The organism is Paenarthrobacter sp. 2TAF44, assembly GCF_052114885.1.
Classification (GTDB): domain Bacteria; phylum Actinomycetota; class Actinomycetes; order Actinomycetales; family Micrococcaceae; genus Arthrobacter.
Genome location: NZ_JBFRFP010000017.1, coordinates 1 through 23,798 on the forward strand (window position 1 = coordinate 1; position 23,798 = coordinate 23,798).

Consider the following 23,798-nt stretch of genomic DNA (forward strand, 5'->3'; position numbering starts at 1 on the left):
CACCTAACAAGGTGAGCGCCGCCGTCGTCGCCGGTTCCGATCCCCTAACCGACTGCCATCTTGATGAGCTCGACGATCCTGTCTTCAAGCTCCGGGGTGAGCTCAGTCAAGGCATACGATGTTGGCCACATGCTGCCGTCGTCGAGCATCGCATTCTCTTCGAAGCCGAGCGTGGCATACCTGCTCTTGAACTTGTCGGCGCTCTTGAAGAACACGATGTTCTTCCCGTCTTTGGCATACGCCGGCATTCCGTACCAGGTCTTCGGGGAAAGCTCCGGTGCGTGCTCCCTGATCAGCGCATGGAGTCGCTGCGCAATGGCCTTATCTGCCGGCGGCATCTCTGCGATCTTCGCCAGGACATCGCTCTCGCCGTCGGCTTGGGAAGCCTTCTTGGTCCTTTTGAGCTCCTGCGAACGCTCCTTCATGGCGGCGCGTTCGTCCTCGGTGAATCCCTCGTAGGACTTGGTAGCTCCGGTCTCAGTCATGGCAGGCCCCTCTCGCTGCTGGAAATCTTTCGGATATTTCAACGATAGATCCGGGCCCATCGCCGGGCTTCTTCAAAACTGCTCAAATCCCTTGATCTTTTCCTGAGCGAGTGTTGATGGATTGCAGGAGTGGTTCTTGATCCGGGCCCGGCACAGTGTTTCTTGTCAGCCACTCAGGGCCGGCACAAACGGCCGGCCGGCAGCGGTGGCCTCCCGAAAGGACACTGATTCCCATGGCCATCAGCCTCAAGACCACCTCCGGCAAGGTCCTCGCTTCCGTCGCACTGCTCGGCACCGCAGCCGCCGTCGCCGGCATGGGAACCTACGGCGCGTTCACCTCCTCCACCTCGGCCAGCCAGCAAGTCACCGCCGGCACCGTCACCATCGCCCTGGGCACCGGAGCGAACAACACCCTCAACGTCCCCATCGCAGGGCTGCTGCCCGGAGACAAAGTCGAAAAGCTCGTCACCCTGGCCAACACCGGCAACTCTGACCTGAACAACGTCACCCTCACCACCTCCGCCGGCGCCACCGCCTCACTGCTCACCACGGATGTGACCAACGGCTTGCAGCTGACCATCGAGAACTGCTCCGTCGCCTGGACCGGCGCCGCAGCCCCCTACACCTGCACCGGCACCAAAACCACGGTCATGGCAGCCGCCCCGGTGATCACCGCGAACAAAGTCCTGAACAACCTGACCGCCCTGGCCCCGGCCAAAACCGACTACCTCAAAGTCACCACCGCGTTCCCCACCACCGCGAACGACACCTTCCAAGGCGCCACCAGCACCATCGCCTTCGCCTTCACCGGCACCCAACGCACCGAAACCACCAAGTAACACCCTGTACAAAGAGCCCCCGCCGGGCCTGATCGGTTTCCTTTCCCCCAGCCCGATCAGTCCCGGCGGACACTTTCCCAAAAACTCCAACGGCCCCGACACGCTTATGCAGATGGCGTATCGGGGCCGTTGGCCCTTTTTAAGGCGACTTATTGAAGACGTAACCGTTAGGAGAAACGTCCGGGCCGGAATGTTGCCAGCATGGGGTGCTTGCTGCCGGTCAGGATCTCTCCGGAGAGCAGTTCGCCTGCAATGAGTCCCAGCGTGGCACCCGAGTGCGTGAACGCGACAAAACAGCCGGGCACTTGGCCCAGTTCACCGAAGACGGGCTCACCATCGCCGGGGATGGGCTTGTACCCGATCTTCCAGGAGGCAGGCTTGAGTTCAGGGTTGCCTGCAATCAGCTTGGAGGATTCGTCCGCGAGTTCCTGGACAACCTCATCAGGAATGCTGAAGGAACCATCTGCGTGCTCGGTGATCCGCTCTTCATACCAGTCGTGGTCCAGGGCGAAAGTGTTACCCGGGTTGGGACGAACGGCCGCACGTGGCGTATTCATCACTGCCTTCACCTGATGCTCCACCGGCTTGGTGACCACCAGCATGGAGACCGGGGAACCATTGGGGATTTCCACCCCCAGCGGCTTCACGACGGCGGGCGTCCCCGCGCCGCAAGCGACGAGGACCGCATCGGCTGAATAGGTCTCGCCGGAAGCAGTTTCGACGCCGTTGGCCCGGCCGCCGTCGAGCGTCACCTGGACTTTACCCGCGTTCAGGACGAGCTGGCCGCCGAGGGCGTGGAACTCTTCCATGAGGAAGTTGACCAGGTCCGGCAGGCTCACCCAGCCCTCGCCGGGGTTGAAGATGGCGTTCTCGGGAACAGCGCTGGCGTCGATGCCCGGCGTCACCGATGCGATCTCTTCAGGGGCGAGAAGTTTGGAGTCGTAGCCAATCGACTGCTCGTAAGCATGACGGGCCTCGGTCACGTCGCGCTGGCCGGCAGCGTTCCACATGAGGCCTCCGCCGAACTGTAGCCATTCGCGGGTGGGATCTGCGGCGAACAGTGTCCGGTACCGGTCGACGCCGGCCAGCCGCAGCTGGTGATAGGGGGTGGACCGTTCGCCGGCTGAGTTGAGCCAGGACAGTGAACGGCCGGTGGCCTCGCTAGCCAGGCCCTGCTCGGTCAGGAGCGTCACGGAAGCTCCCCCGCGGAGCAGGTGAACGGCGGTGGAAACGCCCAGGATGCCGCCCCCGATGACGGCGACGTGCTTGGTGGAGGACATAGCTCTCCCTTTCTTTCGTGCTTGTGGATGCTTGCGACGCTCTTGCGCTTACGCGAAGGCGTGGATGCTTTCGATGATTTTGAGGGTTTCAAGAGCCTCGGCCGGCGCTACGGGAAGCCGCCCTTGGCCACGGAGGCAGGCTGCCAGTTCTGCGTAGAACTGCGGGTAGGCGCCCTTTTCTGCAGGTACGGGTGTGGCTGAACCGTCAACTCCCAGAAGCCCCCAAGACTCCTGGGGTTCAATGCCATAAGAAGCGTCCGGCGGCGTGACTCCTGCTGCGAGCGCTGGTTCCTGACTGTCGAGTCCCCACTTGGTGTACCCGGCTTTTGATCCGAGGACGTGGAACCGCGGACCAACCTGGGCCGCCATGCCGTTCATCCACAGCCGGGACCGTACGCCTGACTCGTGGAGCAGTGAGACGAAGGCCTCCGTGTCTGCCGCGCCGGGGTGGGGGCCAAGGTTTGCGGTTTCGCCGTAGCTTTCCTCCACAGGTCCGAACAGCTGGATGGCTTGGTCGATCAAGTGGGCGCCGAGGTCATTAAGGATGCCACCGCCTTCGGCGAGTGTGGATGTATCGCGCCAGTTCCCGAAGCCTTCGGGCCGCCACCATTCAAAACGTGACTCGAAAGTCCGCACTTCGCCCAGTGCCTCTTCCTGCAGCAGTTTGCGCAAGGTCAGGAAGTCGGCGTCCCACCGGCGGTTCTGGAAGACCGTTAGCTGCACACCGGCGTCGGACGCGCGTGTGGCCAGTTCCTCACCGTGGGCGACGCTGGTGACGAAAGGTTTGTCCACTACAACGTTCAGACCGCTGGCGATTGCCGTGGCACCGAGTTCGAGGTGAGTGAGCGGCGGCGTTCCCAGCACCACAAGATCGAGGTCGCTCGCAAGGGCGAACATGTGTTCCGGGGTGGGCACTATCCTCGCTTGCGGATAGAGGCGGGCGGCCTCAGTGGCCCGCCCAGGGTCCGCCGTCACGATGACGTCCAGCGAATAGTTCGGATCTGCTGCGATCAGCGGGGCATGGAAGACCTTGCCTGAGACGCCAAACCCGACGACCGCCGTCCGGATGGGTGCCGCTGTTACCTGGCCCATTACAGGACTTCCGAAAGGAAGCGCTGCAGGCGTTCGCTGCGCGGGTTGTCGAAGAGCTCGGCGGGGGTGCCGACCTCCACCACTTCGCCTTCATCCATGAAGACCACTTGATCAGCAACCTTGCGGGCAAAGCCCATCTCGTGCGTGACCACCAGCATGGTCATGCCGCGGCGGCCGAGGCCTGCCATGAGGTTCAAAACACCCTTGACGAGTTCCGGGTCCAGCGCGCTGGTGGCTTCGTCGAAGAGCATGACTTCCGGTTCCATGGCAAGCGCCCGGGCAATGGCGACGCGCTGCTGCTGACCGCCGGAGAGGTCGCGGGGCCTGTGGTCGGCGCGTTCGGCGAGGCCCACTTCGGCGAGCCGGCGCTGGGCGCGTTCCCGTGCCTCCTTCTTGGACATTCCCTTAACGCTCCACAGTGCGAGGGCCACGTTCTCCAGGGCTGTGTGGTCCGGGAAGAGGTTGAAGTGCTGGAACACCATGCCGATGCGGGCGCGGAGAATGTCCGGCTTGACCTTGAGGGCGCTTTCGCCTGCCAGAAGCACGTCCCCGCTCTTGGGTTCGTGCAGGCGGTTGACGCCGCGCAGGAGGGTGGATTTACCAGAGCCGGAGGGACCGATGATGCACGTGGTTGTTCCCGGGGCAACGGTAAGGCTGACGTTGCGGAGTACCTCGACGTCGCCATAGGCCATGGTCAGGTTCCGCAGTTCCAGGCTGGAGCCGTGGAATGTCTGGACGTCGGCTGAGGTTGACGCATCCTTGGCGGTTGACTTGGCCGCTGACATGTTGGTGCTGGTGCTGCTGCTGGCAGTATTGCTGCTGCTTGTGAGGTTCACGTGTTGCTCCCGGTGATGAGCGGCGATGCCGCGTCGAGTTCCTTGACTTCCTTCAGCCCGCTGGTTGGGGCTGTGGGACGGCGGCGACCGGTGCGGAACTTGTTGTCGAAGTAGTTGACCAGGTGGGTCAGTGGCACGGTGATCACCAAGTAGAAGATGCCTGCCATGACCAGCGGTGAGAGATTGCCTGAGAGCACTGCGGCGTCCTGGCCCACGCGGAACAGTTCACGTTCGCTGACCAGAAGCCCCAGGAAGTAGACCAACGAAGAGTCTTTGACGATTGCAATGAACTGGTTCACCAGCGCTGGCAGCACCCGGCGTACGCCTTGCGGCACCACTACCAGCGCCATGGACTTTGAGTAGCTCATGCCAAGGGCGCGGCATGCCTCGCCCTGGCCTTTGTCCACGCTCTGAATACCAGCACGGAAGATTTCTCCGATGTAGGCGCTGGCGATCAGGCTCAGCGCGATGATTCCCAGCGGGTAGGGCGAGGGTCCAAACACTGACTGGCTGAACCGTGCAAAGCCCTGGCCGATCAGGAGGATGGTGAGGATTGCGGGCAGGCCACGGAAAAGGTCCGTGTAGATCCGGGCCGGGATACGCAGCCACTTGGACCGCGAGATCCCCATGACGGCCACCACCATGCCCATCACTACGCCGAGGATGGTTGCTGCGATGGAGATGATCAGGGTGTTGAGGAGTCCAACTCCCAGGAGTTGGGGCAGTACTTCGATCATCGAATCGACATCGAAGAACGTGCGGCTGATGGTATTGAGCCAATCCATTGAGTGCTCTCAGACGTTTGTTGGTTTTTCGGGATGGCCGGGCGGGCTGCGGGTGTGGCCCGCCCGGCCTTGTTGTTGAGTAGCCGGTGTTGTTGAGTTGGCGGTTGCGCTATTTGGCAGCCGTTGGCGACGGGCTGGAGGTCTGCTCGGCCTTGGGCAGGTATTGCTCAGGCATCGGCGAGCCCGGGAACCACTTCTGGTAGAGCTTCTTCCAGGTGCCGTCTTCCATGGCTGCGGCGAGGCCCTTGTTCAAGGCTTCCTTGAAGGCGGGCTTGTTCTTGGCAATGGCAAAGCCTGCCGGGGCGTCGAAGGACGGGATGTCAGCTGCACTGACCAGTCCGAACTGCTCCTGGTAGGCCTTGGCTGCCTCGTAGTCCAGGAAGTGGGCGTCCACTGCGCCGCTGTTGACGGCGGAGATTGCGGTGTTGTTGTCCGGGAAGCGAACCAGCTGGGCGGAGGTAAAGTTCTTGACCGCGTAGGCTTCCTGGAGCGTGCCCTGGACGACGCCCAGGCGCTTGCCGGACAGGCCGTTGACGTCCTTGATGCCTGATGTCTTGGTGGTGATGACCGTCAGGTAGCCGGCCAGGTAGCCGTCGGAGAAGTCAACGGTTTCCTTGCGCTTGTCCGTGATGCCAATGGCCGCGACGCCGACGTCGAACTGGCCATTGGACACGGCTGCGAGCAGGCCGGAGAAGTCCTGTCCGGTGAAGACAACCTTGTCCACGCCGGCACGGTGAGCCACGTCCTTGAAGAGTTCTACATCGAAGCCGGTGAAGTTACCCGAGGCGTCCGTGAAGGTGTAAGGCTTCGAGTCGCCCAGGCTGGCGACGCGGATGGTGCCGGGTTCGATCAGGCCATAGGGGTTCTCGGCCGAGCTTGAGGTCCCGGCGGAGGATCCACCGCAGCCGGAGAGGGCGAGGAGGGCCGCCAAGGCTGCTGCTGCGAGCGCTGCCGGGCGGAAGTTCAGTTTGATCACAGCGTTGTCCAATCGTGGGGAGGGCCAGCGGTGCTGTCTGGGCCGCTTTTGGGGTCTAACTCGATGCGGGGGTCTTGTTGAGTCCGGTCTCAGCCTCTAGGATTGAGACCGGACTCACATCGATTGATTGAAAATGTAGCGGAAGTCACAAGCCGAGTCAACACCACTTCTGAAAGGTGAACATGAGTACTGATGGATCCCGACGGCGGGACGTGACAGTTGCCGACGTCGCCAAAGCGGCGCAAGTCTCCAAAGCCCAAGCTGCGCGCGCCCTGGGCAACTATGGCGCAGTCAGCGAGGACGTTCGGGAGCGGGTCCTCGCCGCTGCGGAAGGGCTTGGCTACCGCCCCAACGAGCTTGCGCGCAGCATGAACACGGGCAAATCCAACACCATTGGCGTGGTGGTGGGCGATATCGAAAACCCGCACTTCGGCCTGGCCACCAGGGGCATCACCGACACCGCAAAGAAGAGCGGCTACAACGTCATCCTGATCAACACCGATGAAGAACGGGCTGCCGAGGTGGACGCCGTCCAGGTGCTCTTGGACAAGCGCGTTGACGGGCTGATCGTGGCTCCGGCCTCATCCGTGGAAACCTCACACTTGAAGGAGGTCCGCGACTCTGGCCGGCCCTTGGTCCTGCTGGACCGCGCCGCCGAAGGACTCGACGTCGAGACCTTCGCCGTGGACATGGGCACCATCTCCTACGAGTCCACCAAGTACCTCATCGAAGCAGGCCATCGACGCATCGCGTTCGTCTCAACCGTTCGGACAGACGGGCCTTACGTGGCAGCGATGACGCTGGATTCCTCGCAAATCTCGGACCGTCTGGAGGGAATCCGCCGCGCCTTCGAAGACGAGGGCCTCAGCCAGCCGCTGGACCTGGTGCGCCTTAATGCCGGTGACGCCGATTCCATCATGCGAATCACCCGTGACCTGCTGAAGGGGCCAGATGCTGCCACGGCCATCATCGCCTCTGACGGCCTCATCGCCTTGAGCGTTGTGGAGGCCATCCAGGGATCCGGCCTCTCCATCCCCTCGGATGTATCCCTCCTCATGTACGACGATTTCGCCTGGACCCGTCTCACCACTCCCCCGCTCACCGTCATCGCACAGCCCGTCTACGACATGGGAATGGCTGCCGCCACCGCGTTGATCCGGCAGATTGAGGGCAGGAAATCTTCCTCACCCGCTGGACCACCGTTGGAGGCGCGGCTCGTGCGACGCGGCTCAGTGGGTTCGCCGAAGGACGTCGGCGTGCTCAGCCAGGCTGGCGGCTAGCCCCTACCAAGCCCCTTGCACGGCCAAGGGAAACGACCACACTGGAAGCATCAGGTGAGGAAGCTGACATGCCAAAAGTGGAAGTGGATCTGGACTCCGTCGTCCCACCGGCGAAGGTACGGGAGGCCTTGCTGGACTTTAGCCCGCGTCGGCCGGAGATCTGGCCAGGCATCTACCCACCCATGTACGAGGTTTACCAGGTGGGCGATACCTTCGCGGACATCAGAGAAGGAAGCAAAGCTCCCGGTGGCGTGATCTGGGCCAAGGAACACTACGACTGGGCAAACCCCGACGACGTGAAGTGGACTGTCCAGGAGAGTAATTTCTGCGCGCCGGGAAGCTACGTCAATGCGCGAATCACACCCAACGAGTCTGGCGGTTCGCGCATTCACGTCACGTGGAACCGTAAGCCCACCAGTTTGATGGGGCGATTGGCCACCTTCATGATCGTCGTGACCCGGGGTGCGCCGGTGGCAAGCTCCCTGCGAATGGGCCTGAAGAAGTTGGAAGCGAAAGGCGCCACGTAGCCATGATCAAATCTGCAGAGAGCGTTGTCATCGCCCGGACACCGGAGGAGGTCTTCCAGTACGTGGCGGACCTTCGCAACGAACCGACCTGGCACGTTGACATTGCCAGCGTGCCCGACCAAACCGACCCTGTCCCAATCGTCGGCAAGACCTACCCGCTGAGCTTCAAACCCTTTATGGGCAAGACCGACGGCACTTTCACAGCACTGGACGTCAAGCACGGCTCGCGCTTGCAATATCGAGCGGACTTCGCAGGACTCCAGCCACGCATCACTTATACGGTGGAGCCAGCCGGGGAAGGCGCCCGCTTCACTCGAGGCGTGGAGATGCAACCCAGCGGGCTCAAGGTGCTCATGACCCCGATGATGGCGTACATGGTTCCCCGACGAAACAAGGTCTTTGTCCAGAACCTGAAGCGCGTGCTGGAGTCCTGACCGCGGCTATTGCAGGTTCTTCTCAACAACGGCCAAGGTGCGTGCGAGTTCCTCCGTAGGGCTGAACTCCACCAGAACGGTCCCTGGATCAAGCTCATCCGTATGCCCGGGCGGCGTGTAGTACGCCTCGCCAGCGTGGACAATCTCGTCTCCATCAGGCATGTGCATGGTGAGTCTGCCCTTCACGACATATCCCCAGTGATGGCTTTGGCACCGGTCATCCGGCAGCCCTTTATAGAACGGAGTGAAGTCGCCTCCCTCTTCAAACCTCTCAAACGCGATAGTGTAACCGTCGGCCTCGCGGTATCGGCCCTCGTAACCTGTCATGCGCTCGACGCGAGCGCTCTCGTCATCAATCGATAGCTTTGCCATTGCCTTGCATCCTTCGTTCTCTTATTGCGGGCTTAGTCCCGCGGTGCGGCTTCCGCCGCAGCGATGAGGCGGCGCAACCCGCCTCTGTTTGCCCGCGCCCATTCCCGTGTGGCGAATGAGCGCAGAAGTGGAAATCCAAACATCGACAGCACGCCTGGCAGCCCACTCGCCCGGACCAGCCGGCACGTGTAGGTGATCTCGCTTTGGTCCACCTTCGACTCGATCTCGTAGCGGTGAACCAGGAGCCAGCCAGCCCTGGTTCCATACTTTTTGGACTCCAATGCGGACTCCGTCACCCGCTCAAACGTCCGGGGACGCAGGGCTTCTGTGACCACCGAGGAGTCCTGCATCCGGCAAATCCGGTCCTCGGCCGTGGAAGTGAACTCGGTTCCGACGGTTGCCAGTCCTATCGGGGCTTGCATCGACAGAAGTGTCGAGGCCTCGGCTCCTCCCCATTCCATGTGGTTGGGAAGATTGGCGAGGACATCGAAAACAATGTCCGCGGGGACCATGGCATGGTCATGGACGGTTACGGCGATTTCACGTCTGAGGACGTTACCCACCGTTCGTTGTTGCTTCATTCCGCACCTCCACTGCTGACTTTGCGGATAGTCAAAGCATGCGACGACGGCGCGGGGAAAGGATGGGGGATATCCCCCATTAACTGCCCTATTCGGTTCTATTCGCCACGGGAATGACGCATTGCGAATGCAGCGGCTTCGCCACGGCTGCGCAGTTGAAGTTTCGCGAGGATGCTGCTGACGTGATGCTCAGCGGTCTTGGCACTGATGAAGAGTCGACCAGCAATCTCGGTATTGGTCAAGGCCTCGGCAAGTAAGGTGAGCACTTCGCGTTCGCGCCGCGACAACACGCCCAGATCCTTCGGGCCTGTGCGCGCGGGGCCGCCCAGGGCCCGAAGAAGCGCCGCGGCCTGATCTGCCAGACCGAGAGCACCAACGTCGTCGAACGTTGCGAGCGCCACTCCAGCTTCATGAACGGCCACGTACCGGTCTGTTTCACGCAGGGCTTCGGCCAGCGACAGATGGGCGCGCGCAGCCTCGAGGGGCATGCCGAGCTCAGTAAAAACGGAAATCGCCGCGTCAAGCCTTTCGCGCGCCAAGGCGACATCCCCGGTTGCCGCTGCGACGCGACCTGCCGTGAGATGCGAGGCAGCAAGTGATCGAGGCCACTGCGTCTCGGCCGCGACTTCATCGAGCTGTTCGGCCGTCGCTTTGGCTTGGCCGAGGTCACCTTGTGTCAACTGGACCTCAGCGAGCAAGGCGAGCAGCGGGACCATGAGCAGCCCACTGCCAACACGGTGGATCCGGCGATGTAGCAATGCTGCAGCAACGGCTGTGTCGCCTGCAGCAAGACGGACTGCCGCTGTTGCCCGCAATGCATCCGGGCGATCCTCGAAGCCAGCGAGCAGCCGGTTTGCCTCTTCCACCCTGCCCTGCAGCAGCCGAAGTTCCGCAAGCTTGGCAGCCGGGTGTACACATCGTGCACGGTGGCCGCCTTGATCCAGTTCATGCAGCGTTTTGGTGAGCCAGCCCTCGGCATTTGCAATGTCACCGGAAGCAAGGAAGATCTCTGCGCAACAAGTGCCGCAGAATTCCAGCAGTGCAGGATGACCCGTACCCTCCATGAACCGCAGGAGGGTCTTGTTCCATTGGCTGAGTCGAGACGTATCGCAGGCCTGCTCGCTGGCACGCGTCACCATGCAGCACACATCACCAAAGATCATTTGATCGTGAGCTTCGCCGGCGGTTGCCACCACCATTGCCTCATCCACCAGGGTCATCCCGTCCAGTACTTTGCCGGAGGCTATCGTTCCGAGGCCCAGGAGTGCCAGTGCCATGGCCTCAAGATCCGGGTCACCCCAGTTTCGTGCCATCCCAAGCGCGATACGGGCGTCGTCATAAGATGCTGCCGGGTCGGCCTGCAGCAGACCGCGCGTCAGGGCCATCCAGCCATTCTCCACGCCCTCCGGCAAGCGGGATACGATGCTCTGCGCACGTGCAAGCCAGCCTCTGCTGACCGCCTCGCTTCCCAAGGCATCGGCATATTCCCGCGCCAACCATAAAGCCGACCGGAAGGCCTTTGAGTCCTGGCCCAGCCGACGAAAACCGGCGTAAGCAATGGTGCGCTCCGCAATGGAACGGTCGACGTCGCGCAGCCACCAGAGTGCACGGCCCAAGCCATCATGCGCTCCAGGATCATCCTGAATAGCCAGCACGGACTCAAACGCTATCGCCGCTGCTTTCCACTCAGAAGCAGCAAGAAGGTGATCACCCTCCGCAAGGCCTTCAGACACCGCAGCATTGACCATGTGTTCATTCTGCTCTTCGTCATTTTCTTTCTGAAGGGGACCTCTTCCACGAGCCGTGGTGGGTCACCGACGCGGGGCTACGTACCGCCGTCGTGGGTCACTGCCTTAGTCGAATCTGTTGGTGGAAAGCAGGAACAGAGTAAGCGCCAGCGTAAGCCGCACGCGGCCTGGCTGTGTTCGAATGTCGAAGCCCAATGCGGACGTGAACTCGCTTGCGCGGTTCTGGACACTCGAGTGATGCAGGTTGAGCTGGCCCGCCACAGCGCGTAGGCTGCCTGTTTCAGCAATGGCCTCCAGTATTCGCCATGCCTTGGGCTGTTCTGTGATCAACCGCTTCAGCGCCGTGACGTCAGCCGGTTCGTGGGTGGCCTCGCTTGCCCTTTCAGCAAGGACAATGAGGCTCCCAAGATCGTCGGCATTGTGAATTGGGTGGTGTGGACTGGTGATTCTGAGGGCCAGGAGCGCTGTCTGCCACGATCTGTCCAGCTCCTGCGGAACGGCGGCCAAGCCGATTCCTGCCCTCGTATCCTGTAGCGCAGTCGCCATGGACGGGCGAATGAATGCCCGGATTGAACCGAATTCCGTGTGAACTACGGCTGACGATCCCGGCATTGGCATCACCGCAGGGACTGCATGAACCCTGTATGAGCCACTGCGCTCCAGGTGCAGAAGGGCTGCCGCCTCCATGCGCCTTTCCATTGATGACTCACTGCTGATGATCGTCTCGATTGCCCGTCGAGTGGCTGCCACGGGACTCGTTCGATCCCAAAAGATGCCCAGTGCAATCGCGAGCCGTTCCAGGATCAATTCATCATTGACGAACCCGGGGCTGGCGCGCTCTATCCATGCCCGTCCGTCAGCACCAAACGCCTTGGAAGGCCACTCACCTTGTTGTTCCGGCACCCTCTGGCCAGAGGCATCAACGCACATGGAACGGCCATCCATGGCAAAGCCAACTGAACAGTCACACAGTACCGCCGCCCCGCCGATGAGCATTTCCGCATTCGCCCGGCTGTTGACCAGCGCGTCGAAATACGTGATGACCTTAAGGCTTTCCGAGGCCTGGGGATCGAGCGCTTTGAGGCGCCACACGAGTCCTTGCATAACTATCGCCCGCCACCTTTGGTCTTCGAGAAGTTAATGGTGGCCCAGTCCGGCTGCTGCGGCAATGCATGACGGGCAGCCGGACGTGGTTTCAGGCATCCAGAACGCGTCGAAGCCACTGTGTTCGGGCCTCCCGCGCCATGACGGAGAGGGCGGCCTGCGGGAAGAACATATCGAATCCGTGGAAGCCGCCGGGCCACACGTGAAGCTCGGCATCACCCCCGCAGGCCCAAATGGTGGAAGCGTAGGCAATGTCCTCGTCGCGGAAAACCTCGGCGGAGGCCACATCGATAAAAGTGGGAGGAAGGTTTGAAAGATCCTCAGCGCGGGCGGGCGCCGCGTAGATGGAAACGTCCTCTGTCTTGCGGCGGTCGCCGAGGAGCGCGTCCCAGCCGGTATCGTTGCTCGTCCTGTCCCAGACACCCACGCCATCAAATTGGCGACTGGAGATCGTGTCATTGCGGTCATCGAGCATTGGATAGATCAGGAGCTGACCCGCCAACCTGGGGCCACCCCTATCGCGTGCCATCAGGGCGACACCGGCAGCCAGTCCTCCGCCCGCGCTCGCACCGGCAACAATGAGGCGACCAGGATCAATGCCCAGTTCTGCAGCATTCGCGGCCACCCATTCCAAGCCCGCGTAGCAGTCCTCCACGGGCGCCGGGTCCGGGTTTTCAGGAGCGAGGCGGTATTCGACAGAGACAGCAACTGCGTCCAGAAGCTCCACCCAGTCAATGAGCCAATCTGCGCCAAGAAACCGGTCGCCCAGGACCATTCCGCCGCCATGAATGTGGAAGATTCCAGGACCGCCGGCCACGTGGTCTTTCCGCCGAAAAATGGACACGATGAGGTCCGGAGCCCCGACGGGGCCTGGAATGGTCCGCTCAGAGTGCTCTACAGGGCGATTGGCCAGTAAGTCCTCGATAGGGGCAGTCACGAAGGACTGCCGCATGCCGTCGATCATGTCTGGCGTCAGCGTGGGAGTGATCAGATCACCCAATGCCACAAGTGTCGCCCCAAGCTCGGGATCAAAAGGTGGCGCTTTATGTACCGATGTCATCTTGTCCTCCATAAATTCGGCCACCTCGTCGTGACCTGAAGCAAGCGTAGGCCCGCCTGCCCGCGGAGCTAACCGCCAAAAGCCCTCAAAAGGAACGGTTAGGACCGCCATATGGCGGTCAGGATAAGGTCATCCGCCTGATCCAACAGCCACCTCAGTCGCCCTGCTCCGGCTCGTCTGCTGAGCGCACACTGCTATGGATTATGCCCAGTTCCTCAAGCTGCGCCGACATCCCGGCACCGTCCGGAGCGTAAATCCACGGGATTCCCGGCGTAGGTTGTCCCCCGGACTTCGACCTACCGCCGGCGAGCACCGCCTCACCCACTGAGAGCTGCCTGATGGCGATCGCCCTGACGTTCTCCGGGTGGCGGTGTGCGAACTCGGAATAGATGGCTTCGTCATGCTGTCCGTCGTCGCCTACGAGCAACCACTTGATGCGGGGAAATTCTTCAGCCAAGCGCTCAAGCGAGGTCCGCTTGTGCTCCCTGCCGCTGCGGAACCAGCGGTCCGGCGTGGGTCCCCAGTCAGTCAATAGCTTGGGCCCTGCGGGGTACAGATTGCGGGACAGGAACCGTGACAACGTGGGCGCCACATTCCAGGCCCCGGTGGACAGGTAGAGCACCGGCGCCGTTGGTGCCGTCCTGGCGATCCGCTCGTAGAGGACGGCCATGCCCGGCGTCGGTGTCCTCGCATGCTCATTGAGAACGAAGGTGTTCCAGGCCGCGAGGAAGGGCCGGGGAAGGGCTGTCACCATCACAGTGTCGTCAATGTCTGAGACCACTCCGAAGTCGGCGTCGTCCGCCACGATTTCCACCGGAGCCTCAACGATTCTGGAACTCCCCGATTGCAGGATGATCGTGTGCCAGCCGGGGTTCAGAGGTACCTCAATGCGAACATCGACGACGCCCCCACGATCAGCTTCGACGTCATGGACGGTGCCTGCAACGGTTACCTGCACGGTTGCATGCGCGACGGGTGCGCTGATGAAGTTCCGCCAACCGCGCATGCTCTCCTGCAAGGGATTGGCATGACCTGCGGCGTCCCGGGGGTCGCTGCGGACAACCCGTGCCAGCACCCGGACCCAGGAAGTAGTGCCGTAACCGGTGTACGGGACGACCGTTTCCACTCGACCCCGCCGGATGGCGAGGCGCGTCTGGAACCTCAGCCACGCGTCGTCGAGCCTGACGGCGAGATGACGGCCCTTGTCGCTTCCGGGCGTCGGGCCGCTTCCGGGCGTCGGGGGCTGGGCGTCGTCGCTCTTGGGCAAAATGCGCGGTTTCTCAGGACGGGGAAACATGCGTCCAGTCTGGCACGGCCGGGCGTAAGGCTACGATACGGGCGTGAGCCAGGTGAGGACGGATCCGTCGCCTTCGATGTGTTCTGCCAATTCCGCGTTGAACTTTCGGCCGTATTCTGCGGTGATGTGCTCCTGGAAGGCTTCCTCGTCGCGGTAGACCTCGAACACGAAATATTCCCGCGGATTGGTTTCCCGCGTGTAGGGCAGGAACGTGACATTGCCTGGTTCCTGGCGGACGTGCCCGGCGAGTTCTGTCATCATTTCAGCGACCCTGGTTTCGCTGCCTTCCTTGACTGTGAATTCTGCGTACAAGGTTTTGGTCATGTCCAGTCCTTTGATCGATTGAGTGGAATTGCAGTTAGTTCGGGGGCAGTATCTCGCCGGAACCCCTGGGGATGAGTTCCGTTGGGACGATATACGTCTGCGGTGGGCGGTTGTCGCCGTCGATCCTTGCAAGAATCCGCTCGGCAGCGAGCTTTCCGATGCGTTCAGGGTGCTGAGCAACCACGGTAACCCCCGGCTCCATCATGTCGGCCAGGGTGAAGTCGTCAAATCCGACCAAGGCGACTTTGTGCTGCACACCGAGGGATTTCAGCGCCCGCATGGCACCGAAAGTTACCAGGTTCTGACTGGAGAATATCGCCGTAGGCGGGTTCTCTGAAGTGAGCAATTCCTGCGCAGCCCGGAGTGCCGTTTCCTCGTCGTGAAGATTCTCGCGAACCGCAACGGTGGAGGTCGCGATGCCGGACCTGCCGATCTCGTCCAGGAAACCTGCCCGCCGTTTCACAGCGGTCTGGATATCGGTCCGGTCCCCAAGGTAGGCCAGTCTCGTGTGGCCATGTTTGATGAGATGCGCGGCTGCCGCCGCGGCGCCCACCTCGTTATCCGTCACTACTGCATCCGCCTCGATACCCACGGGCTCGCGGTCGATGAACACCAACGGCAGATCCCGTGAGTGCTCCGGAATCATGTACGCCTGGCTCTTGGCGATCGTGGTCAGCACAAGCCCATCCACGCGACGCCCAAGGAAAGCCGAAATCAGCTTCCTTTCCCGGTCCGGATCGTCATCCAGGCTTGAGGCGAAAACTGCGATTCCCCGCACACCGAGGGCATCTTCCATGGCGCGGTGAATCTCACCGCTGAAGGGGTTGGAAACACTGGGAAGCAGCAATCCGATGGACTGGGTCTTGCGTCCGGAACGCTTCAGGCTGCCGGCTGTGATGTCCAGGTGGTACTGGAGTTGCTCGGTTGCCCGCAGGACCCGCTGACGGGTTTCCTCCGAAACGCCTGGTTCGTCGTTCACCACCCTTGAGACCGTTTTGATGCCAACCCCGGCAAGGTCAGCGACGTTTTTCATCGTGGGGGGCTTGCGCGCAGGGTCGGTTTGGTAACGATTAGACACCGTTGTCAACGAAATGCTCCTCAACTTCAATTAACACTTGACTGCACTGTGTGAGCTTGGTTACATGTTACCTGACAACGTTGTCATGGGGGAATCACTCGCCATGAGCAGCCACAAAAAACAGGAGTTTCAATGTTGAGTTCCAAAGCCTCAAGGTCGGCAAAGACCCGCCTTCTTGCCGCTGGTGCAGTCCTGACACTGGGCGCACTAAGCCTGACTGCCTGCGGCGGCGGCTCCTCGCCTTCGTCCAGCGCGAGCAGCGACGAAAAGATCGGCGTTTCGCTGATTGTGAAGACCACGTCCAATCCGTTCTTTGTGTCGATGCAGGATGGCGCCAAGAAGGCTGCCGCGGCGGACGGCGTTGATCTCAAGCTTGCCGCAGGCAAGGCCGACGGCGACGAAGACACCCAGATCCAGGCCATTGAAAACGCAATCTCCAAGGGCGACAAGGGTATTCTCATCACCCCCAACGGCCCGTCCGTAGTGGATGCCCTGAAGAAGGCCAAGGACGCCGGCTTGTTCGTCATCGCGCTGGATACCCCGCCGGACCCGGCCGATGCCGCTGACATCACGTTTGCCACGGACAACTTTGCCGCCGGCGAGCTGATCGGCAAGTGGACTGCCCAGCAGTTGGCGGGCAAGAAAGCTGTGATCGCACTTGTGGACCTCTTCGATGACAAGGTTGTGTCCGTTGACTATAACCGTGACCAAGGCTTCCTGACCGGCCTGGGCATCGACACTGCCGATAAGAAGAAGAACGGCGACGAAGCCAAGACGGGCAAGTACACCGGTGGCAAGGGTGGCGAGTACGAAATCGTCGGCAGCCAGGCTTCCCAGGGTGCCGAAGATGGCGGACGTACCGCCATGGAGACCCTGCTGGCCAAGAACCCCAACATCAACGTCGTTTACACGATCAACGAGCCTGCCGCTGCCGGTGCCTTCGAAGCACTGAAATCCGCGGGCAAGGAAAAAGACGCACTGATCGTCTCCGTTGACGGCGGCTGCTCAGGCGTGAACAACGTCAAGTCCGGCGTTATCGGCGCCACGGCACAGCAGTACCCGGTGAAGATGGCCGAGCTTGGCGTCAAGGCCATTGTTGACCTCGCAAAGACCGGCAAGAAGCCTGCCAACTCTGAGGGCCTGGACTTCTTCAACACCGGCGTCGAGCTCGTCACGGACAAGCCTGCAGACGGCGTGAAGAGCATCACCACCACCGACGCTTCCCAGATCTGCTGGGGCAAGTAAGTTCAGGAGCAACCTAAAGTGACCCAGCAACAGACCGCCGGCCCCCCGAGCGCCGGGCACGCTGATCTGGCCGAGGAATTCCTCGACCGCCAAACGCCGCTCAGCAGAATCCGCAACATTCTCCACCGCTACCCCGCCCTCAGCCCGGCAATTGTCCTGCTGATCGCGGTGGTGGTCTTCGGACTCCTCAACGACCGCTTCCTTCGGGTAGAGAACCTCTCGTTGATCACCCAGCAGGTCGCCGTCGTCGGAACCCTGGCCATTGCTCAGACCCTCATCATCCTGACCGCTGGGATCGACCTTTCCGTCGGCGCAGTCATGATCCTGTCCTCGATGGTGATCGCTCAGATGGCTGTCGGCAGTGGGGTCCCAGGTCCACTGGCACTCATCGCCGGTTTGATCGTGGGACTTGCGTCAGGTGCACTGAACGGTTTCCTCGTGACACGTTTCCGGCTCCCGCCGTTCATCGTCACGCTCGGAACCTTGAACATCTTCATCGCCCTGACCCTGCTCTACTCCGGCGGCAGCACCGTCCGCGGATCCGCAATGCCCGGTGTGCTCACCTGGCTGGGAAGCACCTTCCCGATCGGACCCGTCCGGATCTCCACCGGCGTCGTCATGATGCTCCTGCTCTACATCGCCGTCGCCTTTATCCTGGGCAAGACCGCCTGGGGACGGCACGTCTACGCCGTGGGCGATGACAAGGAAGCAGCCCGCCTGGCCGGTATTCCCGTCAACCGCGTCCTCATGAGCGTCTACCTGGCCGCAGGAGCCGTCCTTGCCGTCGGCGCCTGGATCCAGATTGGCCGTACCAACGCCGCAAGCCCCAACGCCGGCGTCGATCTGAACCTGGACTCCATCACCGCCGTCGTGATTGGCGGAACCAGCCTCTTCGGTGGCCGCGGCTCCATCTGGGGTTCCTTGCTCGGAGCGCTGATCGTTGGCGTCTTCCGCAACGGCCTCTCCCTCGCTGGCCTGGATGTGCTCTACCAGACCCTCGCGGTGGGCATCCTGATCATCATCGCCGTGTCCGTCGATCAGTGGATCCGAAAGGTCAAGTCATGACCATGACTGAATTTACAGCCTCACACACCGAAACCCGCGAGCCCATCCTTAAAGCCAGGAACCTCGTGAAGACCTTCGGCCGGGTGGTTGGCCTCGACGGCGTCAACCTGGATCTCTACCCCGGCGAAGTCCTGGCCATCATCGGCGATAACGGTGCCGGTAAGTCCACGCTCATCAAGTGCCTCACCGGCGCCGAAGTTCCGGACACAGGAGAAATCTTCGTGTCCGGACAGCAGGTCCACTTCAAGCGCCCGCAGGACGCCCGGGTCCACGGCATCGAAACGGTCTACCAAAACCTGGCCGTCTCACCGGCCCTGGATGTCGCGTCGAACCTGTTCCTCGGCCGTGAAGAGCGTCTTCCCGGGCCCTTGGGGACCATCTTCCGGATGCTTGACACCAAGGGTATGCGCAAGAAGGCCAAGGAAGAACTGACCCGGCTGGGCATTTCTACCCTGCAGGACGTCACTGTGCCGGTGGAGAACCTTTCCGGCGGCCAGCGCCAGGCCGTCGCCGTTGCCCGTGCGGCGGCATTCGGATCCAAGGTGGTTGTTCTTGACGAACCGACGGCGGCACTGGGCGTTCGTGAATCCAATCAGGTACTGCAGTTGGTCCGCGACCTTCGTGACCGCGGCCTGCCTGTCATCCTGATCAGCCACAACATGCCCCACGTGTTTGATGTGGCCGACCGGATCCACATCCAGCGCCTGGGTAAATGCGCGGCCACCATCACCCCGCAATCCCACACCATGACCGACGCCGTCGCCATCATGACAGGTGCGGCCAAAGCCTGACAGGCGCGCCGCACCTTCCGTTCCAAACGGAACCCCCTTCTCCGTCCGCGGACCTGCCCACAGGTCCGCGGACGGATCCACACCCGGCCGTCCAGCCGGTACCGACGAAAGAACCGAGATGCATAAGCCTGCCCCGGGCACCTCCGCCCACGACCAGCTGGATGTTGTTGTTATCGGCGAAGCCCTGATCGACATCGTTAACACGCTCGAAGGAACCATCAGCTATCCAGGGGGATCGCCGGCGAACGTGGCCTACGGCCTTGGCCGGCTCGGCGTATCCACGGGGCTGCTCACAGCAATCGGCGAAGACGAACACGGTACCGCCATCGCCAACCACCTCCAGAGCGCAGGCGTCCGGCTTCTTCCTGGTTCAACGTCCCTTGAACGCACAGCCACCGCTACTGCCACGTTGGCGGCAGATGGCTCGGCCAGCTACGAGTTCGATATCGCCTGGGAACTGGCTCCAGTAGCGCCGGCCATGATCCCGAAAGTCCTGCACACCGGATCCATCGCCACATTCCTGGCCCCGGGAGCCTCCACTGTTCGCTCCCTTCTTGAGCAAGGCCACAAGTCGTGCCTGGTCACCTATGACCCCAATATCCGCCCCGCCCTCCTTGGTAGCCACGCCGAGGCAAAGACTATCTTCGAGGACCTGCTCCCGCTCACGGACGTGGTTAAACTCAGCGACGAAGATGCTCACTGGCTCTACCCGACGGCGTCTCCGGACGAGGTCACGTCCCGCCTGCTCGAGCAAGGGGCGCGCCTGGCCGTCATCACCATGGGCGCCGACGGCGCCCTCCTCGCAACGCAAAGCGCGAAGCTCAGCATCCCCTCCGTGAAAACCGAGGTTGCTGACACCATCGGCGCGGGCGACTCCTATATGTCCGCCCTCATCTTCGGCCTTTTGGCAGAGGGCGAAGAAGGATTTGCGCCGGGAGCACTGGAAACCATCGGAAAAACTGCCTCCATGGCCGCGGCCATCACGGTCAGCCGCTCCGGCGCCAACCCGCCCACCGTTTCAGAACTGCAGGCACGGCTGGGCATGTCCCTCAGTGCGAAACTTGCTGTTGCGCCTTAACCAGGGCCTTTCTCCGAATGGCCTGATTTCCTGATCAAATCACGACGGCGGCAGCTCGCCTTTCGGTTCCGACGAACCAACGGTTCTTTGGGTGCCGGGGCGACCTGCCGCCGTCGTGCGTTTTTCCGTTGCGTCTCCCTGAACAACTCTTCCGACAGCGATCCTTTGACGTATCGCAGGTCACATCGTATGATTAATGAATCGATTCAAGAGTGGGATCAACCACAGGTAACCTTCCTCATGCTGAATGAGCACCGCATTGTTCAGTCCTGGATTGGAAGAGTTTTTGTTCCTTGCCAACGACGACAAAGGAGTTCGGCGAATGACCGTCACGCACCGGAGGGATACCCCTTCAACCCAGGACGACACCATCGGCCGGAAGGACCCGAAGAAAGCCGCAATGAGCGGCTGGATCGGAAGCGCGCTGGAGTACTACGACTTCGCGCTCTATTCACTGGCCGCGACGCTGCTTTTCCCCACGATCTTCTTCCCCACGGAGAACCCCACCGTAGGCATCATCGCCTCCCTGGCCACCTATGCCGTGGGATACGTTTCCCGCCCGCTCGGCGCAGTGGTCCTGGGTGCTTACGGTGACAGGCATGGACGCAAGAGGGTCCTCGTCTTCGCGATGCTGCTCATGGGGTTCGCTACTTTCGCAGTGGGACTCCTGCCAACCTACGGGCAGGTGGGGCTTCTTGCGCCCGTCCTGCTGGTGATTCTCCGCTTGATCCAGGGCTTCGCGGTCGCTGGCGAACTCGGTGGTGCCAGCGCGATGATCGTAGAGCACTCCCCCGATGCAAGGCGCGGCTTCTTCGCTAGCTTCAGCCTTCAAGGCACGCAGGTGGGTTCGATCCTCGCCACTGCTGTCCTCATTCCGCTCGCCGCCCTCCTGCCTGATGATCAGTTCCATTCCTGGGGCTGGCGGGTGCCGTTCCTTCTCAGCGCCGTCGTGATTTTGGCCGGCTACATCATTCGCCGCCGCGTGCAGGAGCCCCCCGCCTACCTGGCGCAGTCGGAAGAGCCAAGCACCAAACGCCGCTTCCCCCTTGCAGACCTCCTGCGCACCCACCCGTGGGTCCTGGTCCGATGCGTTGCGATGACGTTCACGAACGTCATCGGCATGGCCACCCTGATCTTCGGCGTGTCCTTCGCTACCCAGAAGAGCTACGGCAACGGCTTCTCAAGCAGTGAATTCCTCTGGGTGACCATGGCAGCAAACGTAGCCGCAGTGGTAACTATCCCGTTGTTCGGGGCATTGTCAGACCGGATTGGCCGGCGGACACTCATGGTTGCAGGCGGCATAGCTGGCGGCTTGCTGACCATGGTGTACCTGTGGGCGATCGAACAGGGCAGCCTGCCGCTGATCTTCGTCTGCGTTGTCATCGTCCAGGGCATCCTGTTCCAGATGTGGAACGCCACTTTCGCCACGTTCTTCCAGGAGCAGTTCCCTATGCGGATGCGGGTGACGGGCTTCGCAGTTTCACAAAACATCGGCCTCATGATCGCCTCGTTCTTCCCGAGCTTGTTCACGGCCATCGCTCCCCCAGGATCTGCGAACATCCCCATGGTCATCGGCCTGACCACTCTGGGCATCTGCCTTGTCTCGGCGCTGGCCACCCTTTTGTCTTCGGATACCAAGGGAAAGACGCTGGAGGAGCTTGAGGTCCGCTAGCCTCAAGACACTTGGGTTGCCCGTCTCCGCAGCCATGCACTGCGCACATGTTCACGGAGCGTCTTCTGGCTTCGGCGGCTGACCAGGATCACGCAAGCGACGGCGGTCACCAAGACCACCACCCCGCCTGATGCGACAGCCCAGCGGGCCCCGAATTCCGTGCCGATCCAGCCCATAAGGGGTGCTCCAATTGCGGTCCCGCCTTGCAGGATGGCCAGGTACAGCGCGAGGACGCGTCCACGGAATTGGGGCTCAACGGACAACTGGATGGTGGTGTTGCAGCTGTTCAGGAACGTGATGGACGCCAGCCCTACTGGAACAAGTACTGCCGCATAAATCCAGAACGACGGCGAGATGCTCGCCAGGACGGTAAAAGCGCCGAGGCTCAGCGCGCCGCCCAGCATGAAACGGAGCCTCGGGCCGGACCTGCGGGCGGCAAGCAACGCACCCGCGAGCGTTCCCACGGCCATGATGGATCCCAGGAGGCCAAACGCCTCCGGCCCCATGCCAAACTCCGCCGTGGACATCAACGAATTCGTTACCTGGAAGTTCATACCAAAGGCGCCCAGGAGGCCCACCATCAGCAAAATGAGGACCAGGTCCGGGCGCTGACGCACGTACTGGAGGCCCTCGGTCAATTGGTGTTTGCCGCGGGCCACTGGCGTTGCTGGCTCCAGCTCCGATGCCTTAACCCGCCAGAGGGAAACGATGACGGCCACAAAGCTCGCGGCGTTGAGAAGGAACACCGGGCCCGTCCCGATCCATGCAATGAGCACACCGGCGATGGCCGGGCCGGTCAGCCTGGCACTGTTGAAGGACGCCGAGTTCAGGGCCACGGCATTGGAGAGCCTGTCAGGGCCAACAAGTTCTGACACGAACGCTTGCCGGGCCGGGCCGTCGATGGCCGCAGCCAACCCCAAGGCAAGGGCGGCGAGATAGACGTGCCACAACTGGGCAACACCCGTTGCCACCAGAAGGCCAACGATCAGCCCGCAGATTCCCATGGCCGTTTGCGTCCAGAGGAGGATCACGCGCTTGCGATAGCGGTCGGCCAGGACGCCCGCATACGGCCCGAGCAGGAGCATAGGCAGGAATTGCAAGGCCGTGGTAATGCCCACTGCCGTTCCGGAGTGATTGGTGAGGACCGTCAGGACCAGCCAGTCCTGTGCCACCCTCTGCATCCAGGTGCCGACGTTGGACACCAGGGCGCCGCCAGCCCAGAGCCGGTAATTGGGACTTTCGAGGGCGCGGAACATGGCACTCACTTGGCGCTCATCTCCTGCATGATGTGCGCGGCCCGGCTGAGCGTCAGCCGATCCTCCTCGCTGAGTCCTGCTACGCGCTGGGCAAGCCAGGCAGTCCGTTGGCTGCGGGCCTCGGCCAGAACTTCCTGGCCAGCGGGAGTGATGCTGATGTGGACCTGCCGGCCGTCTTCGGGGTTGGCCTGCCGTGACACGAAACCTTGCCCGGACAGGGCATTCACGATCCGGGTCATCGACGGTGCCTGGACGTGCTCCAGCTCGGCCAATTCCCGCAGCGTCTGCGAACCGGAATTTAGGTGGGCGAGCACCGTGTACTGCCCGGGAGTAATAACCTCGCCAGTGGCTTCGATGCGCAGCCTGCGGGATGTCCGCATCACCGCGGTTCGAAGATCAATGGCAAGAACGTCAGCTTGAATCTCCGCCGGTCCGTCGTTAATAGCTGCGGTCACTGGGAGGCGCCTCCTGAGGTTGGCATAATAGTTAGCAGTGCTAATTAGCTCCGCTAACTATTATGCTCCTCGCCCGGCAGGCTGTCCACGCAATGGTGCAGCACAGCAGGAACGCTCGCTTAAGCTGCAATGGATCTT

Annotated in this window: 25 protein-coding genes; 9 read left to right on the forward strand and 16 right to left on the reverse strand. The window is 61.9% G+C overall.

The annotated features are described in order from the left end of the window. Positions 1-44 precede the first annotated feature (44 nt). A complete protein-coding gene (locus AB4Z15_RS16620) occupies positions 45-485 on the reverse strand; it encodes an iron chaperone (RefSeq protein WP_442004183.1) in 441 nt (146 codons plus the stop codon). A 233-nt stretch (positions 486-718) separates the two neighbouring features. Here AB4Z15_RS16620 and AB4Z15_RS16625 point away from each other — a divergent pair, with 233 nt between their 5' ends. Beyond that, the gene (locus AB4Z15_RS16625; protein ID WP_431117159.1) at positions 719-1,324 is read left to right on the forward strand and encodes a TasA family protein; all 606 of its coding nucleotides are present in this window, start codon (positions 719-721) and stop codon (positions 1,322-1,324) included. Positions 1,325-1,491: 167 nt separating this feature from the next. Here the strand turns inward: AB4Z15_RS16625 and AB4Z15_RS16630 are convergent, their stop codons facing one another. The 5 genes from AB4Z15_RS16630 to AB4Z15_RS16650 all read right to left on the reverse strand — a co-directional run bounded on the left by AB4Z15_RS16630 (position 1,492) and on the right by AB4Z15_RS16650 (position 6,293). Next, positions 1,492-2,604 carry an NAD(P)/FAD-dependent oxidoreductase gene (locus AB4Z15_RS16630; RefSeq protein ID WP_442018169.1) on the reverse strand — a complete coding sequence of 371 codons (1,113 nt, stop codon included), beginning with the start codon at positions 2,602-2,604 and terminating at the stop codon, positions 1,492-1,494. 48 nt (positions 2,605-2,652) lie between these two features. Then, positions 2,653-3,696, reverse strand: coding sequence for a Gfo/Idh/MocA family protein (locus AB4Z15_RS16635; protein ID WP_442018170.1), 1,044 nt, complete (start codon positions 3,694-3,696; stop codon positions 2,653-2,655). Beyond that, entirely contained in the window at positions 3,696-4,481 is a 786-nt protein-coding gene (locus AB4Z15_RS16640; RefSeq protein WP_431120100.1) for an amino acid ABC transporter ATP-binding protein, read from the reverse strand. Before AB4Z15_RS16640 ends, AB4Z15_RS16635 begins: the two co-directional genes overlap by 1 nt. Positions 4,482-4,528: 47 nt before the next feature. Beyond that, positions 4,529-5,317 (reverse strand): amino acid ABC transporter permease, encoded by a 789-nt coding sequence (locus tag AB4Z15_RS16645; RefSeq protein WP_223935683.1) that lies wholly within the window; start codon positions 5,315-5,317, stop codon positions 4,529-4,531. Positions 5,318-5,426: 109 nt separating this feature from the next. After that, positions 5,427-6,293, reverse strand: a complete 867-nt coding sequence (locus AB4Z15_RS16650) for an ABC transporter substrate-binding protein (RefSeq protein ID WP_442018171.1) — start codon at positions 6,291-6,293, stop codon at positions 5,427-5,429. A gap of 182 nt (positions 6,294-6,475) precedes the next feature. Here AB4Z15_RS16650 and AB4Z15_RS16655 point away from each other — a divergent pair, with 182 nt between their 5' ends. From AB4Z15_RS16655 to AB4Z15_RS16665, 3 genes are all read left to right on the forward strand, one after another. Further along, a complete protein-coding gene (locus AB4Z15_RS16655; protein WP_442018172.1) occupies positions 6,476-7,573 on the forward strand; it encodes a LacI family DNA-binding transcriptional regulator in 1,098 nt (365 codons plus the stop codon). A 68-nt stretch (positions 7,574-7,641) separates the two neighbouring features. Further along, on the forward strand, positions 7,642-8,100 hold the full coding sequence (locus tag AB4Z15_RS16660; RefSeq protein WP_442018173.1) for a hypothetical protein: 459 nt from the start codon (positions 7,642-7,644) through the stop codon (positions 8,098-8,100). Positions 8,101-8,102: 2 nt separating this feature from the next. Beyond that, entirely contained in the window at positions 8,103-8,534 is a 432-nt protein-coding gene (locus tag AB4Z15_RS16665) for an SRPBCC family protein (protein WP_442018174.1), read from the forward strand. A gap of 6 nt (positions 8,535-8,540) precedes the next feature. On the opposite strand, the gene AB4Z15_RS16670 is transcribed toward AB4Z15_RS16665, so the two are convergent. The 8 genes from AB4Z15_RS16670 to AB4Z15_RS16705 all read right to left on the reverse strand — a co-directional run bounded on the left by AB4Z15_RS16670 (position 8,541) and on the right by AB4Z15_RS16705 (position 16,053). Beyond that, positions 8,541-8,906 (reverse strand): cupin domain-containing protein, encoded by a 366-nt coding sequence (locus tag AB4Z15_RS16670; RefSeq protein WP_442018175.1) that lies wholly within the window; start codon positions 8,904-8,906, stop codon positions 8,541-8,543. A 32-nt stretch (positions 8,907-8,938) separates the two neighbouring features. Continuing rightward, positions 8,939-9,487 (reverse strand): hypothetical protein, encoded by a 549-nt coding sequence (locus tag AB4Z15_RS16675; RefSeq protein ID WP_442018176.1) that lies wholly within the window; start codon positions 9,485-9,487, stop codon positions 8,939-8,941. 98 nt (positions 9,488-9,585) lie between these two features. Then, positions 9,586-11,235: a response regulator transcription factor gene (locus tag AB4Z15_RS16680; RefSeq protein WP_442018177.1), complete on the reverse strand. Its 1,650-nt coding sequence runs from the start codon at positions 11,233-11,235 to the stop codon at positions 9,586-9,588. A gap of 105 nt (positions 11,236-11,340) precedes the next feature. Then, positions 11,341-12,339: a helix-turn-helix domain-containing protein gene (locus AB4Z15_RS16685; protein ID WP_442018178.1), complete on the reverse strand. Its 999-nt coding sequence runs from the start codon at positions 12,337-12,339 to the stop codon at positions 11,341-11,343. 91 nt (positions 12,340-12,430) lie between these two features. Next, a complete protein-coding gene (locus tag AB4Z15_RS16690) occupies positions 12,431-13,399 on the reverse strand; it encodes an alpha/beta hydrolase (protein ID WP_442018179.1) in 969 nt (322 codons plus the stop codon). Positions 13,400-13,553: 154 nt separating this feature from the next. Beyond that, entirely contained in the window at positions 13,554-14,696 is a 1,143-nt protein-coding gene (locus AB4Z15_RS16695; RefSeq protein ID WP_442018180.1) for an App1 family protein, read from the reverse strand. Positions 14,697-14,726: 30 nt separating this feature from the next. Further along, complete coding sequence (locus AB4Z15_RS16700) at positions 14,727-15,020, reverse strand: putative quinol monooxygenase (protein WP_431118010.1); 294 nt, start codon at positions 15,018-15,020, stop codon at positions 14,727-14,729. A gap of 34 nt (positions 15,021-15,054) precedes the next feature. After that, a complete protein-coding gene (locus tag AB4Z15_RS16705; RefSeq protein WP_442018181.1) occupies positions 15,055-16,053 on the reverse strand; it encodes a LacI family DNA-binding transcriptional regulator in 999 nt (332 codons plus the stop codon). A gap of 177 nt (positions 16,054-16,230) precedes the next feature. Between AB4Z15_RS16705 and AB4Z15_RS16710 the strand changes: the two genes are divergently transcribed. From AB4Z15_RS16710 to AB4Z15_RS16730, 5 genes are all read left to right on the forward strand, one after another. Next, positions 16,231-17,343, forward strand: a complete 1,113-nt coding sequence (locus tag AB4Z15_RS16710) for a substrate-binding domain-containing protein (protein ID WP_442018182.1) — start codon at positions 16,231-16,233, stop codon at positions 17,341-17,343. 18 nt (positions 17,344-17,361) lie between these two features. Beyond that, positions 17,362-18,408 carry an ABC transporter permease gene (locus AB4Z15_RS16715; protein WP_223947813.1) on the forward strand — a complete coding sequence of 349 codons (1,047 nt, stop codon included), beginning with the start codon at positions 17,362-17,364 and terminating at the stop codon, positions 18,406-18,408. Further along, the gene (locus AB4Z15_RS16720) at positions 18,405-19,199 is read left to right on the forward strand and encodes an ATP-binding cassette domain-containing protein (protein WP_431118005.1); all 795 of its coding nucleotides are present in this window, start codon (positions 18,405-18,407) and stop codon (positions 19,197-19,199) included. Before AB4Z15_RS16715 ends, AB4Z15_RS16720 begins: the two co-directional genes overlap by 4 nt. Before the next feature lie 118 nt (positions 19,200-19,317). Continuing rightward, a complete protein-coding gene (locus tag AB4Z15_RS16725; protein WP_442004167.1) occupies positions 19,318-20,277 on the forward strand; it encodes a carbohydrate kinase family protein in 960 nt (319 codons plus the stop codon). Positions 20,278-20,599: 322 nt separating this feature from the next. Next, entirely contained in the window at positions 20,600-21,949 is a 1,350-nt protein-coding gene (locus AB4Z15_RS16730; RefSeq protein WP_442004166.1) for an MFS transporter, read from the forward strand. Positions 21,950-21,951: 2 nt separating this feature from the next. Here AB4Z15_RS16730 and AB4Z15_RS16735 read toward each other — a convergent pair whose 3' ends face one another. Next, complete coding sequence (locus tag AB4Z15_RS16735) at positions 21,952-23,214, reverse strand: MFS transporter (RefSeq protein WP_442004165.1); 1,263 nt, start codon at positions 23,212-23,214, stop codon at positions 21,952-21,954. Next, positions 23,211-23,585 (reverse strand): MarR family winged helix-turn-helix transcriptional regulator, encoded by a 375-nt coding sequence (locus AB4Z15_RS16740; protein ID WP_442018253.1) that lies wholly within the window; start codon positions 23,583-23,585, stop codon positions 23,211-23,213. The genes AB4Z15_RS16735 and AB4Z15_RS16740 overlap by 4 nt, the downstream gene beginning before the upstream one ends. Positions 23,586-23,798: the final 213 nt, after the last annotated feature.

Excerpts from the sequence above, each read along its gene's own strand:
- AB4Z15_RS16705 (WP_442018181.1), bottom strand. The coding sequence starts at position 16,053 with ATGAAAAACGTCGCTGACCTTGCCGGGGTTGGCATCAAAACGGTCTCA.
- AB4Z15_RS16635 (WP_442018170.1), bottom strand. The coding sequence starts at position 3,696 with ATGGGCCAGGTAACAGCGGCACCCATCCGGACGGCGGTCGTCGGGTTT.
- AB4Z15_RS16740 (WP_442018253.1), bottom strand. The coding sequence starts at position 23,585 with ATGCGGACATCCCGCAGGCTGCGCATCGAAGCCACTGGCGAGGTTATT.
- AB4Z15_RS16695 (WP_442018180.1), bottom strand. The coding sequence starts at position 14,696 with ATGTTTCCCCGTCCTGAGAAACCGCGCATTTTGCCCAAGAGCGACGAC.
- AB4Z15_RS16675 (WP_442018176.1), bottom strand. The coding sequence starts at position 9,487 with ATGAAGCAACAACGAACGGTGGGTAACGTCCTCAGACGTGAAATCGCC.
- AB4Z15_RS16625 (WP_431117159.1), top strand. The coding sequence starts at position 719 with ATGGCCATCAGCCTCAAGACCACCTCCGGCAAGGTCCTCGCTTCCGTC.
- AB4Z15_RS16725 (WP_442004167.1), top strand. The coding sequence starts at position 19,318 with ATGCATAAGCCTGCCCCGGGCACCTCCGCCCACGACCAGCTGGATGTT.
- AB4Z15_RS16710 (WP_442018182.1), top strand. The coding sequence starts at position 16,231 with ATGTTGAGTTCCAAAGCCTCAAGGTCGGCAAAGACCCGCCTTCTTGCC.
- AB4Z15_RS16655 (WP_442018172.1), top strand. The coding sequence starts at position 6,476 with ATGAGTACTGATGGATCCCGACGGCGGGACGTGACAGTTGCCGACGTC.
- AB4Z15_RS16670 (WP_442018175.1), bottom strand. The coding sequence starts at position 8,906 with ATGGCAAAGCTATCGATTGATGACGAGAGCGCTCGCGTCGAGCGCATG.
- AB4Z15_RS16685 (WP_442018178.1), bottom strand. The coding sequence starts at position 12,339 with ATGCAAGGACTCGTGTGGCGCCTCAAAGCGCTCGATCCCCAGGCCTCG.
- AB4Z15_RS16690 (WP_442018179.1), bottom strand. The coding sequence starts at position 13,399 with ATGACATCGGTACATAAAGCGCCACCTTTTGATCCCGAGCTTGGGGCG.
- AB4Z15_RS16640 (WP_431120100.1), bottom strand. The coding sequence starts at position 4,481 with ATGTCAGCGGCCAAGTCAACCGCCAAGGATGCGTCAACCTCAGCCGAC.
- AB4Z15_RS16700 (WP_431118010.1), bottom strand. The coding sequence starts at position 15,020 with ATGACCAAAACCTTGTACGCAGAATTCACAGTCAAGGAAGGCAGCGAA.
- AB4Z15_RS16645 (WP_223935683.1), bottom strand. The coding sequence starts at position 5,317 with ATGGATTGGCTCAATACCATCAGCCGCACGTTCTTCGATGTCGATTCG.
- AB4Z15_RS16630 (WP_442018169.1), bottom strand. The coding sequence starts at position 2,604 with ATGTCCTCCACCAAGCACGTCGCCGTCATCGGGGGCGGCATCCTGGGC.
- AB4Z15_RS16620 (WP_442004183.1), bottom strand. The coding sequence starts at position 485 with ATGACTGAGACCGGAGCTACCAAGTCCTACGAGGGATTCACCGAGGAC.
- AB4Z15_RS16680 (WP_442018177.1), bottom strand. The coding sequence starts at position 11,235 with ATGGTCAATGCTGCGGTGTCTGAAGGCCTTGCGGAGGGTGATCACCTT.
- AB4Z15_RS16730 (WP_442004166.1), top strand. The coding sequence starts at position 20,600 with ATGACCGTCACGCACCGGAGGGATACCCCTTCAACCCAGGACGACACC.
- AB4Z15_RS16720 (WP_431118005.1), top strand. The coding sequence starts at position 18,405 with ATGACCATGACTGAATTTACAGCCTCACACACCGAAACCCGCGAGCCC.
- AB4Z15_RS16665 (WP_442018174.1), top strand. The coding sequence starts at position 8,103 with ATGATCAAATCTGCAGAGAGCGTTGTCATCGCCCGGACACCGGAGGAG.
- AB4Z15_RS16660 (WP_442018173.1), top strand. The coding sequence starts at position 7,642 with ATGCCAAAAGTGGAAGTGGATCTGGACTCCGTCGTCCCACCGGCGAAG.